General features: G+C 42.4%; 10 protein-coding genes, 1 tRNA gene and 1 riboswitch. Of the genes, 7 read left to right on the top strand and 4 right to left on the bottom strand.

Annotated features, from left to right (window positions below; all coding sequences use genetic code 11):
• Nucleotides 1-88: 88 nt before the first annotated feature.
• Nucleotides 89-214, bottom strand: a riboswitch (TPP riboswitch).
• A gap of 155 nt (nt 215-369) precedes the next feature.
• The 3 genes from PEB0122_RS05290 to PEB0122_RS05275 all read right to left on the bottom strand — a co-directional run bounded on the left by PEB0122_RS05290 (nt 370) and on the right by PEB0122_RS05275 (nt 4,001).
• Nucleotides 370-735, bottom strand: a complete 366-nt coding sequence (locus PEB0122_RS05290) for a DUF423 domain-containing protein (protein ID WP_075914782.1) — start codon at nt 733-735, stop codon at nt 370-372.
• A 5-nt stretch (nt 736-740) separates the two neighbouring features.
• Nucleotides 741-1,862, bottom strand: coding sequence for a pyridoxal phosphate-dependent aminotransferase (locus PEB0122_RS05285; protein ID WP_075915939.1), 1,122 nt, complete (start codon nt 1,860-1,862; stop codon nt 741-743).
• 858 nt (nt 1,863-2,720) lie between these two features.
• Nucleotides 2,721-4,001: a porin gene (locus PEB0122_RS05275; RefSeq protein WP_075915935.1), complete on the bottom strand. Its 1,281-nt coding sequence runs from the start codon at nt 3,999-4,001 to the stop codon at nt 2,721-2,723.
• Nucleotides 4,002-4,897: 896 nt separating this feature from the next.
• On the opposite strand from PEB0122_RS05275, the gene PEB0122_RS05270 reads away from it, so the two are divergent.
• Nucleotides 4,898-4,988, top strand: a tRNA-Ser gene (locus PEB0122_RS05270).
• 743 nt (nt 4,989-5,731) lie between these two features.
• Here the strand turns inward: PEB0122_RS05270 and PEB0122_RS05265 are convergent.
• Nucleotides 5,732-7,096, bottom strand: a complete 1,365-nt coding sequence (locus PEB0122_RS05265; protein WP_083650229.1) for an aminotransferase-like domain-containing protein — start codon at nt 7,094-7,096, stop codon at nt 5,732-5,734.
• A gap of 153 nt (nt 7,097-7,249) precedes the next feature.
• Between PEB0122_RS05265 and PEB0122_RS05260 the strand changes: the two genes are divergently transcribed.
• The 6 genes from PEB0122_RS05260 to PEB0122_RS11865 all read left to right on the top strand — a co-directional run bounded on the left by PEB0122_RS05260 (nt 7,250) and on the right by PEB0122_RS11865 (nt 12,207).
• Nucleotides 7,250-8,206 (top strand): substrate-binding domain-containing protein, encoded by a 957-nt coding sequence (locus PEB0122_RS05260; protein WP_075915933.1) that lies wholly within the window; start codon nt 7,250-7,252, stop codon nt 8,204-8,206.
• A gap of 44 nt (nt 8,207-8,250) precedes the next feature.
• Nucleotides 8,251-9,039: a deaminated glutathione amidase gene (locus tag PEB0122_RS05255; RefSeq protein ID WP_075915931.1), complete on the top strand. Its 789-nt coding sequence runs from the start codon at nt 8,251-8,253 to the stop codon at nt 9,037-9,039.
• Between the two features lie 40 nt (nt 9,040-9,079).
• The gene (locus PEB0122_RS05250; protein WP_075915929.1) at nt 9,080-9,976 is read left to right on the top strand and encodes an ABC transporter substrate-binding protein; all 897 of its coding nucleotides are present in this window, start codon (nt 9,080-9,082) and stop codon (nt 9,974-9,976) included.
• A 13-nt stretch (nt 9,977-9,989) separates the two neighbouring features.
• Nucleotides 9,990-10,910, top strand: a complete 921-nt coding sequence (locus PEB0122_RS05245) for an amino acid ABC transporter permease (protein ID WP_075915927.1) — start codon at nt 9,990-9,992, stop codon at nt 10,908-10,910.
• Nucleotides 10,903-11,691 carry an amino acid ABC transporter ATP-binding protein gene (locus PEB0122_RS05240; protein ID WP_075915925.1) on the top strand — a complete coding sequence of 263 codons (789 nt, stop codon included), beginning with the start codon at nt 10,903-10,905 and terminating at the stop codon, nt 11,689-11,691. The genes PEB0122_RS05245 and PEB0122_RS05240 overlap by 8 nt, the downstream gene beginning before the upstream one ends.
• Nucleotides 11,692-12,018: 327 nt before the next feature.
• The gene (locus PEB0122_RS11865; RefSeq protein WP_318655614.1) at nt 12,019-12,207 is read left to right on the top strand and encodes a DDE-type integrase/transposase/recombinase; all 189 of its coding nucleotides are present in this window, start codon (nt 12,019-12,021) and stop codon (nt 12,205-12,207) included.
• Nucleotides 12,208-12,551 lie beyond the last annotated feature (344 nt).

Below are 12,551 nucleotides of genomic sequence, written 5' to 3'. Positions count from 1 at the left end.
TTGGTGTCCGGAATGTAAATTCTCGGCACACAAACTAAAACCGGACCGGAATGATTGAAAATTAATTGACTGCCGCATATTAAAGCGTGTCAAACATAAACACCATCCCTCCGCCAGTCCTAACTGGTTCAGGTTCAATGGGTCACTGTATTGATCGGATTTTGACCAATTCAATACAGACTCTCAGCCTCGAAAGGCTCCCCAAGGTTGGTTTGCATGTTTGGCTTAAAAGGTTATTTTGTCAACATCTATAAAGCGTGATTAATGAACGACGCAAAGGACGCGACCTATGCTTGAATGCATATATCCTTAAAGGCAGTATTCAAGATTTTTATATAAGAGAAAAGTTTTGACGAGCAATCTGATACGTTAATCGTCTTCTTTTTCAAAAGGCAAAAATGAGGCAATGATTAACAAAAGCCAGCCGAGAATGTTGATTGTGCCACCAAGTGGAGCAGCATAAGGAAACAGACGTGTTTCAGCAAATTCGCGACACATGATATCCGAGGCAAAAAGTGCGACGCCAATGATGATGAAAAAGCCGGAAAGACGCATGACGATGTTTGTTTTTGTTGCAACTGAAAGCCCCAGCAATGCCGCGGCATTACCAAGAAGCACAGGTGCTACGGCTTCATAATAGCCACCGATATGCGAGGCAGCAGCATACGCGGCAATACCACCGGCGCCATAGAGGCCGGAAAAGCCGCATAATATACGTTTATTCAGATCAGACATATTTTTCACCCCTTATTTGCCGCGTCCAGCGCGGATGCAAAAGCTTCTGCAAAAAGATCTATCTCTTTTTGGGGACCGACGCTTACTCTTATGAGCCGATCCAAAACAGGAACAGAAGGCTTACGCACGAATATCGCCCGCTTGATCAGTCCGTCCAGAACATCTTTTGCAAAATTTCCATCACGTCCACAATCGATCGCGACAAAGTTTGTCGCTGATGGTAACGTTTTTAATCCATGACTTTCAGCAATTTTTACAATTTCTTTTTTTGCATTGTCGATTTTTCTTATAACTTCATCAAGATATTTCCTGTCCGCCAAAGCGTGAAACGCCGCAATTTGTGCCATTTTGTTGACAGAAAAATGATCCCGTACTTTATCGAACATGCAGACGAGTTCGGCTGGCCCTATCGCATAGCCACAACGCAATCCGGCTAGTCCGTAAACTTTGGAAAAGGTGCGCATACGCAACACGTTAGGCCAAATTTTGGACATTTCCGGCAATTCATCTTTCGGTGCAAGCTCACCATAAGCTTCATCAAGAACCAACAAGGTTGTTTTCGGTAAATTCGTTATGAAAGCCTCTATCTCATTTTTATTGTGCCATGTTCCCAACGGATTATCCGGATTTGCGAGATAAACAATTTTTGCTTTATATTTATGAGCTGCATTCGAAAGAGCCTGAAGATCGGATTTGTCGTTCGAATAGGGAACATTCACCAGTTTTCCACCAAAACCGGCTACATGGTAGTTGAACGTCGGATACCCGCCAAGCGAATTGATGACAACATCACCAGGCTCGATATATTGCCGCACAATCAATCCTAATAACGAGTCTACGCCCGGGCCAACCGTCAATTGCTCAGGCTTCAAATTATATAGATTTGCCAAAGCATTTATCAGATCATAGTTTTCCGGGTCACCATATTTCCAGACCTCACTGTTAGATTGCTGTAGTGCTTTGATGACTGATGGTGCAGGTCCGAAGCCATTTTCATTGGCTCCCAATCGGGCGCGAAATAAACAGCCTGTTTTCCGTTCGATTGATTCCGGTCCTGTAAAGGGAACGGTAGATGGGAGAGACGCAACAAGCGGCGTAACAGCCGGGAACTCAAATTTTGCTGACATTGTTTATTCCAGTTAAAACGGCAACAGGCAAAAGCGCATTTTGGCATCACTAGCACAAAATACCCTTGCCCTGAACATCAATAAATCGTTATGACGTGGAATTAAATGATGAATTTTGAATGACATTTCGATTTCATGTAACGCAAAAGCCATTTTTTCAGTATGCCAAATTCAAATTTTATGTATTGAAAAATATGACTCTATTTTCAATAATAGTATTAAAATTTATATACTTTTTATAAAATTTATATAAATAAGTAAAATTAAAAATTAAACTAATAGTTTAATTAATAACTTATATAAAATTAATTAATAGATTATTTTTATCAAAAATTAAAAAACATCCGGATTAAAAATAGCTGGTTATTTTTTTAAAAATTTCAAAACGGTTCAAAAATGTTTTGTTAGATCGAATTACCGAAAGATATGTTTATACAACCTTCAATTTTACCTGATAAAAAATCTCTAACCGGATTGTATGATTACGTCTTGAATATCTCCAGACAAACAGGATGAGCCAACCCGTCTGTCATGATTTTACGGACAAAACCATATTCTGTTCTTATAAGAAAACCTTTCACCCTAAGTGAGTTAATTGAATTTGCGAAATGCAAGTTGATGAAGCTGAATCTGTTAAGGAAAAAATTACCGGAACGCGAGCCGATCACAATGTTACGCTTGCGGCTTTAGTAATCTTGACAGGTAATCACAAAGGTAGAGACAAGTGCGTTGCAAAGTTTAATAACACAGCCAATAGGCGCGTTATCACGACATATTCAAAAGCCACTTTAAAATCCCGTCAGGCATAAAAAAACCGGTGGCAAAACCACCGGTTTCTATTTTCAATCCAGTCAAGAATTAGAACGAACGTTGGATACGAACCATACCCTGGAAAGCATCCTGACCTTTGAGAGAGTCATTAAGCTTAGCATTTCTAATCTCGTCGCGAATGCTGTAATCATTTTCCCAAGAGACATAAGTCAATTCAGGAGTAATGACGAGACCCGGTACCAACTCATACTTTACGTTAACGGATGCAGCGAATGTATCTGTATCGTCGTAGGAAACTTGAGCGTTAAAGCTGGTCTTCTTATTGAACTTGAAGGTTGTACCACCCCAAACAGCCCAGTCACCGCCCCAATCACCGTAGATCGAGTTGATCTGACGATAAATACCGTACTTAAGGACACCATCATGACCAATACGTGCAGCATGGTGACTACCGTCGACATCTTTCATACCATAGGTGTTATCAAAGTTGTAGTAATCGTCAGCAGATTTATATCCGCCCATGACCCAAACGCTCCACTGATCGGTAACGTTCAAATCCAAACGAGCCTTGGCTGCCCATTCTTCATAAAATGCATCGTAAGCGCCAACAACGGAAACACCGCCCCAGCCTTGAACGAATTTCAAACCGCCAACAACATTCGGTGTATAGTCGTCAATTTTACCGCTGAGTTTATAGCGTTTAAAGTTAATATCGCCGTCATCTGCATGGGAATAACGATAACCATACTTATCAGCGTTATTCAAATCATCGTTGCCTTGTTCAACACCCAAGATAGCGGAGAAACCGTTTCCTGCATTGAATGTGTAGCTGATAACATTGGTACGTGTGTAAGCCATCGGGTTTACGATATCGTCATTGATGACATTACCATAGTAACCTGTCCAATGGTTGAAGATGGATTCATCAAGACCAACGCGGATGCCACCGAGTTCGATGAAAGCAAAACGAAGTTGACCACCAGCGGAATCACCCTTGTGATCCCATTCTGCACCTTGGTCCCACTGCGAACGCAATTCAATGAATGTGCGCAATGTGCCGAGTTCTGTTTCGGAAGCGGTGTGGAAACGGAGTGTTGCACGTGTACGCCATGCGTAAGTATCACGATCAACGTCACCACGCTTACGAGCGCCTACATTATCGCCGCCCTTGATGTCTGCACGGACATAGCCGGAAATACGCATGCAAGTCTCGGTTCCGGGAATGTAGAAATATCCTTCACCATACGCGTCGCAAACGCGTACATATTCAACGGGTTCAGGCTCTGCAACGACAACATCAGCTGCACGAGCGCCAGAAACTGCAATGAGAGCTGCAGCGGAGCCGAGAAGAAGGCTCTTAATGTTCATATCTGACCTCCAGTCAAAGTTAAAATTGGGTCGGGTTCACGAAGTTCAGAAAGTTGAATCCCGATCCCCTTAACCGAAAAAGTCGCACGCAAGCGCTCCTTCTTCATGGATCGAACATACCCGACATGAAGTTCGATTCAACAACGAATTAGGAAAAACGGCGTCTCCAACCCGAGTATCATTGATTGTTGTTGCAAAAATGACACAAAAATATATCAATCAAGCCATTTTGTTTGTGGATAATTAACCATATATTTTGTGTTAATTTTTCATTAACCGCTGATTTTGACCGCTTGTATACGATCTATTCGAGTCGAAACACACTTTATTCTCGATATGGAACAGAATTTCTTTTATTGCACAAAACCAACACTTTTCAATTCAAAATATAGACTGACGTCAGCTGGTTTAGACATTGATCGCATTTATGAATGAAGATTAGCTCTAAGTTTCTGGATCGAGAAACTGCCCGCTGATTGAAGTTATAAGCAGCAATGAAACAATCGGGCTTTGCAACAGACGGAATATGACAGCGTGCAACAGACCGACGTTTTACAGAAGTTAGGAAAGAATGTGCAAAACGAGGAATTTGGCTAATTCGTCACGGCTAATTCACGATGATTAAGTCGCAATAAAACAAACCCATTCATTATATAAACACCCATTCATTATATAAACTATGAGTAATCCAGACCGAGAGATCGAAAGAAATCGTTTGGCTAAATGGCAGAAGGCCTCTCTGCGAGAAAGACAATGCTCTGTTAGTGAACAGCTACGCAGTGTCTTTGACAAAAATGTTTGAGACGTCAATAATGGGGCCATTAATATGTATAAAATTTTAGAAAATCGTGAAAATCGCTTGAACTTCCATCAAAGAATGTTTATTGGCTCCTCTTGGAGAGGTGGCCGAGTGGTCGAAGGCGCTCCCCTGCTAAGGGAGTAGAGCTCAAAAGGCTCTCGAGGGTTCGAATCCCTTCTTCTCCGCCAGCAATTTCGTAATTTTATCATTTAATTCTACCCAACGGATAGAAGACAAAGATATCCGTTGCTTAGCGCTTTGGTTTCATAGTTGAGACGGGCTCCCATTGGTATGATGGACGTTTTTCGAGCAGAAGTGTCTGTTTGAAGTCCTACGCTTGTTCGTGGCGATGATCCTTATCAGGAAATGGTGAAGAGGCTTCTATCAAAGAATTATGAGAATGATGGGATCGCCTGTGGGGAAGAACTGTTCTTGTTTGTTCCAATTGAGCTGTAGCAAGTTTCAAATGAGTTTTTTAAACGGAAGGTCTATACCTTTGGTGCCAGTAGCAATGTATTTGACAATTGTAGGGCTTTCCGGATTGGGGCCTTTTGAGGTCTGTTCGTTGGATAGTGGCGCCCAGCTCTTCAACCAGCTTTGCAAAATATCCTCACGCTGTCGGAAGCTGCGTGGACAGTTCTAAACAGTTTAAAATTATGAAATTCGCTCCAATCAATTCTCGATAAATTTATAATAAAATCAATATGTTAATATGAAAAAAATAATAAAAAGGAGGTTTTAAAAGCGTTCCGTTAGATATGGTGTGTAAACTATGACGGCTAAAAGAATAATTTCGGGTGGTGTTTAAAAATATTTGAATGTATGTATTTCGTCATGGCGTAAAATTATCTCTTCGACATCCAAACGCAAAGTTATTCTGACAATGTCCGCTTAAAGAATAGTCAGGGTGTACTTTTCAGACAAGTTGGAGTTAATCCGGGAGCTTCAATGCCGACCTTACAGCTTGTGCCACATAATCAAAATTATCCACCAGATTGGATGTAGATATACGTAATGCCTGTGTTCCATAAACAGAGCACTTGCTACCGGGCAGCACAGCGATACGCCTTGAGGCCAATGTAATCATGGCAAATTGTTCATCGGGAACAGGGAGCCAGATGCTAAAACCTTCACCACGACTCCGAAATGCATTGACACCATATTGATCAAAAGCCTGATAAAGAGATTCGCGACGCTGCTTATATATTTTTCTCGCCTTTTCCAATTCCTTGACTGTTGCCTCATCTTTCAAGAGCCATGCTGTTGCCGATTGCATAATTCGACTTGTCCAACCTGAACTGAAAGCACGAAAGGATTGTATTTTCGATATGATAGAAAGCGGAGCTGACAAAACAGCAACACGTAAATCCGGCCCGAGTGCCTTGGAAAAAGACAAAATATGCACAACACGATCGGGAAAATATTTCCCAAGAGATAAAGGTGGCAATGATGAAATATCTCCAAGTCCATCATCTTCTATAATCATGATTTTTGAATTTTCCAGTATTTTTGCCAATGACTTCGATCTTTGCGAGGTCATTTTGGCTCCAAGAATGGAATGAAGTCTTGGTTGATAAAGAAAGGCTTGTGGCTCCTGCATTAAAGCTTCTTCAAGCGCATCCGGTATCGGACCATTTTCATCGCAAGCAACCGGAACCGGTTCACACCCCATATCTTCAATAATATCCAAAATCCGCATAGGTGTCGGATCTTCGACAGCAATCTTGGCTCCTGCAAAATAAAGTGCATGCAATATGGCATGGATCGCACTATAACCACCATTGGTTACAAGAAAACCTTCCGGCTTATAGGGCCAACGGGCTTCAACTGCCTCGCGCAATTCAGGCAGAATTTTTTCACGGTCATAGCTGTTCAGATTGGCAACTTTGACACCGTGTTGCATCGCTTTTTCCAGCGATGGCAACAAGTCGGGATCAGGCACCGACCAGCTAAGATCAATAGTATTGTTATCATAATTGCCAACCTGTCCCATGCGAGAGGGATGCGCATTCAAAAAACGGGACGGTCCTGGGGAAGTACGCACACCACTGATCCATGAACCGTTGCGTCCTTTGCCGGTTATTACACGAAGTTTTCGCAACTCTTTCCATGCATTGGATAATGTAGCAGGACTGACTTTCATGACATAGGCTAGTTCACGCAATGGTGGTAATTTTGCCCCCAATTCAAGCTGGCCATTTGCAATAAGATTGGTCGTCCGGATTGCGATGCCTCGCGTTGTACGATCACTGATCTGACCCGCCAACCATTCTGTATCAATATGCTTCTTAGCCAAACTTGCTCTTTCCCGATTTTATTCTTTCTCGAATTTATATCGTCTAATGTTTTAATTGTTCAATAACATAATATTATTTGAACAATTATAATTAAACAATTAATCTTCAATATTGAGATAAAATATTTCTGTTTATTTAGGGGGGAAGATTTTATGGCTAAAATCAAAATACGCGCTGCTTTTCGTGATTGGGATTATCTGACGCCCTTGCTGCTTGGTGATATTCGATCCGATCATGTTGATCTTGATATTGAACGCGTTGGAACACTTGTAACCAATCTCGCAGAAATTGATAGTTATGACGTAGCAGAAACATCTTTCAGCCGCTATGCCTCTGCACGCGCTGTTGATGATGACCGGCTCATTGGGGTTCCGCATTTTCTGATGCGTGGTTTCCGACATCGTTGCCTTATAACACGCAAAGATAGCCCTATCACCACTTTTAGCCAGCTTAAAGGCAAGCGTATTGGTGTAACAGGATGGCGTGATTCAGGTAATGTCTGGACACGTACGGCGCTTTTTCAGGAAGGCTTGGATGTCGAGGATGCCTATTGGTATGCAGGGCGTCTTACTGAAGCACATCCGATTATAGATCGCCTTGATGGCTTTGGTAGACCAGGCCGCATAGAAGCTGCCCCTGATGAAAAACCGATGGTAGAACTCCTTGAAAATGGTTGGCTCGATGCAATCATGACACCCTTTATGCCGGATGGTTTTTTCAATTCATCAACGTCTTTTAGACAGCTGTTGCCGGATTTCAGAGCTAGCGAACAAGCTTATTATGACAAAGTCGGCTATATTCCCGGAATTCATATGTTGGCTTTCAAAAAAGAATTTGTTGAAAAACATTCCGAAGCTTTAGTCGAAGTTGACCGCCTGTTGAAGGCATCCAAAAAATTGTGGCTGAATAAACGACGCAAATATGCAGAGACAACACCGTGGATATTGGATGATCTAGAGCAAAGCGCCTATCGCCTTGCCGACGATTGGGATTCGAGCGGGCTGGTAACAAACTCCAGGATGATAACCGATTTTTCTTCAGAGCTCTATCGGCAAAAAATCCTGCCGCATCATTTGACTGTCGAGGATCTTTTTCCACACAGATTCTGACCGATACATCATTTCAACGTCACGATATTTTCAAAGGAAAAAATATGAAAATCGCATTAGGGCAGTTTGCAGTCGGCAAAATATGGGAAAAAAATTTGGAAACGGTCCTTGATCTGATGGAAAAGGCTAATCAACAACATGCAGAGCTTCTAGTGCTGCCAGAAGGTATTTTGGCACGTGATATTGCCGATCCTGAAATTGTTCTCAAATCGGCTCAACCGCTTGATGGTCCTTTTATCAGCGCCGTGATTGAAAAAAGCAATGCGATGCCTATGGCTGTAGCAATGACTGTACATACAACAACAGGTGAAAAACGCGTTCATAATAATCACCTTGTCATTCACAAAGGTAAAATCATAGCATGTTATACAAAATTGCATCTTTATGATGCCTTTAACATGCAAGAATCTGCCAATGTCGAACCTGGCACCGAAGTCCCTGCATTGGTTGAAATCGGCGGTTTCAAATTCGGATTGATGACGTGTTATGATGTCCGTTTTCCGGAACTTGCAAGACGATTGGCTGCAGATGGTGCCGATGCTTTCCTATTGCCGGCAGCATGGGTGCGTGGTTTAGGCAAAGAAGCGCATTGGAACATTCTTGTCACCGCGCGCGCCCTTGAAAATACTTGCTATATGATAGCTGTTGGTGAATGCGGTGAACGCAATATCGGCGCCAGTATGGTCGTTGATCCTCTTGGCGTTGCCATTTTACAAGCTGGCGAGGCTCCCGCTCTCGTTTATGCAAATCTTTCAAAAGAGCGCATTGAACACGCACGAAAAATATTGCCGGTTTTAAACAACCGGAAGTTCAAAACGCCTGAACTTACATAAGATCAAAAAAATACGGGTAAAACCAAAAAGGATATGGGGAATGAAAAATAAGTTAACAAAACTGGTCACTTGTCTATTTTTGATGATTGGTTGCACATCTTCTTTTGCACAGGACATCACAATTCCAAAGCAGAAAGTAAATGAAGAACTTCGCGCCAAATTGCCTGCCAAGAACCTTGAATCAGGAAAATTAATATCCGTCAATGGTGGTTCTTTCCCACCCTATATTATTGCAAAAAGCAATACAGACATTGATGGTGCCAGCGAAGATTTTTCACAAGCCATATCAGAACTTCTTGGCTTGAAAATCGAACATCTGACAGTTTCCGGTCTTGCTGCCGAACTGAGCGGCGTCAATTCAGGTCGTTATGATCTGTCTATCGGGCCTGTCGGTGACTATCCTTCCCGTCAAGGTGCAAATGATTTTATCGATTATGTACAAGAATTTGTTGTTTTTGCCGTCAAGAAGGGCAATCCGGAAAACATCACTAACCTTGGCGAAACATGTGGCAAACGCATTTCCGTTATGGCAGCCGGCTCTGCCGAGAAAGTAATCAAACAACAGTCGGAAGTCTGTATCAAGGATGGCAAACCGGCAGTAAATGTCTTGTCTTTCGCCGACCAGCCAACGGCTATTCTTTCTGTTCGTTCAAACCGCGCAGATGCTTTCTTCTCGTCACAGGCTCCCCTTACTTATTTTGTCCAACAGGCAAACGGGCAGCTTGAACTTGCCGGTATTGGACAAAAAAATGGATTCGAGGACATTTATCAAGGCGCAGTTGTCGCCAAAAACAGTCCACTGGGCAATGTTTTAAAAAGCGCATTCAATGAGCTTATTGCCAATGGAACCTATGAAATCATCATGAAAAAATGGGGGCTTGAAAATAATATGGTCAAGTCAGTTGATGTGAATATGGCAACAGATATGAGCAAATAAGGGCAAAATAGGCATGCGTGAAGAGACCGATCATAATGACTGGCAGAAACGTGATGTCGTCAATGCTCATCATGTTGTACCGCTTGGACGTATTGTTGTCTGGATCGTCGCACTCCTTATTGCAGTCATCCTGTTGTGGCGTGTTGCAAACAATCCCAACTTCGGATGGCCCATCATCCGGGAATGGTTTACCGAATATTCAATTATGAAGGGGTTGCTGACGACTTTATGGCTTACAGTCATATCCATGGTCCTGGGTGTGGCAATTGGTCTGGTAATTGCTGTTGCACGCTTATCAAACGACTACCTTGCACGAAGCATTGCCGGTCTTTACATCTGGTTTTTTCGCGGCACTCCACTCTTGGTACAACTGATTTTCTGGTATAATCTTTCTACTCTGGTTCCAAAAATCAGCATCGGTATCCCCTTCGGTCCTACTTTTATTTCATGTGATACAAATGACCTGATTACACCATTGACTGCTGCCATTGCAGGCCTGGCTCTTAATGAAGCAGCCTATATGGCAGAAATCATACGCGCTGGTCTGTTATCAGTTAGAAAGGAACAATATGAAACATGTGATGCATTCGGCATGACAAAGATTCAGGCATTACGCCGTATCATTATTCCACAAGCTATGCGCTCTATCGTACCTCCCACGGGAAATCAGTTAATCAGCATGATTAAATCAACATCGCTTGTCAGCGTTATTGCCATGTCTGACATGCTTTATTCAGTCCAATCTATCTATAACCGCACTTTCGAGGTTATCCCTATGCTGATGGTTGCCGTGATCTGGTACCTCATCATTACGTCGATCTTGAATATCGGCCAAGGTTTCATCGAGCGTTATTATGGACGTGGCGAGAAAGGAACACATCCGCTTCCAAAAAGAACACAGGTTGTAACCGTCGGGGGAACTGAAAATGGTTGAAAAGCATCTAAACTCTTCAGAACCGCCTTTGGTTGTCGCACGGAATATTCACAAATCCTTCGGCGATCTACAAGTTCTCAAAGGTCTTGATGTCGACGTTAGAATAGGTGAAACAATCGTGATATTGGGGCCTTCCGGCTCAGGAAAATCAACATTTTTGCGCTGTATCAATCGTCTTGAGGTTATTAATCAAGGCATGATTATGGTCGGCGATGAACAAATCGGCTTTAAATGGAGCCATAACAAGCTTATGCCGCTATCCAGTCGCGGCATTGCCAAACAACGGCGCTCTATCGGTATGGTCTTCCAGCAGTTCAATCTCTATCCGCACATGACGGTGCTGGAAAATATTATTGAAGCACCAATACATGTTCATAAAATCACGCGCCAAAAAGCATGTGAACACGCATTGGAATTGCTTGATAGGGTTGGTCTCGGTGACAAGGCCGAGTTCTATCCGTCACAACTTTCCGGCGGGCAACAACAACGTGTTGCTATTGCGCGCGCACTCGCTATCCGACCAAAACTTCTTTTGTTTGACGAACCGACATCTGCTCTCGATCCGGAGCTTGTTGGCGAAGTCCTTGAAACTATGCGCGACCTCGCCAAACAAGGTATGACCATGATTATCGTAACACATGAAATAGGTTTTGCGCGCGAGGTTGCAGACCGTGTTATTTTTATGGATGATGGCTATATTATAGAACAGGGTAAACCTGAAGATGTTATAGGAAATCCTCAAGCACCAAGAACAAAAGAATTCCTCAATCGTTTCATCTGAATATTTTACTGTTTTGAAATCAAAGTCATAAGTATATGTAAATGTTTATACAGAATAACTTAAATTTTTTATGTCTTTGTTATAATTTTGTCGAATGGGCAAGTCAGATCCTTTCAAATATTTTATAACATCACACGAAATCACCCGCTTGGCGGTGATGGTTTATCCAATCTTAGATAGGTTAAGAATATTTTGTATGATCGCGGTATTGATATCTGTCATGAAACCATCTGGTAATGGGTTACAAGGTTTTGCAGATGACTGGCTCGTTCTATCGTTAAGAAGTGCAACGGGAAGTGCCCGAACCGGCAATGGCATCTGGATGAAGTGTTTGTAAAGATCGATCATGTGCAACATTATCTATTGCGTGCTGTCTATCATGAAGCTGAAGTTCCGGAATGTCATGTTTCAAAGAAACGCAATATCAGGGGTGTCGGAAAGTTCATCTTGAAATCCTTGAAAAAGCGCGGTTATCCAAAGATTATAAAAACTGAAAGGTTCCTTTCTATGGAGTAGCATTCAAAGCAATCGGCATGGCAGAACAGAGGAAACGTGGCGTCGTTTAAAAGAATCGTTGTGAGAATGCATTCTCAAATTCCATTCTGCAGCAGGGAAAGGGCGATGCAAGGCTTCAGGAGCATGGCAAGTTTACAAAAATTCAAGCATAGTCAAGGACAAGCATGCAACTATTTCAATCTGGAATGGCATCTTCTTCTCAGGCAAACATAAAAGCGAAAATGAATGATTGCGTTCAAAGAGTGACACAATTTAACCATTGCGCAATGCATGACCTCCCACCCAGTTCAAACATTTTAGAACGAGCCTAACAACAGCGCCATTCCATCTTGGAAATTCTCTGC

This window comes from Ditibartonella apis (assembly GCF_001952075.1).
GTDB lineage: Bacteria > Pseudomonadota > Alphaproteobacteria > Rhizobiales > Rhizobiaceae > Bartonella > Bartonella apis.
The sequence above is the reverse complement of the archived record's forward strand: the minus strand, read 5'-3'. Positions and strand labels throughout refer to the sequence as shown.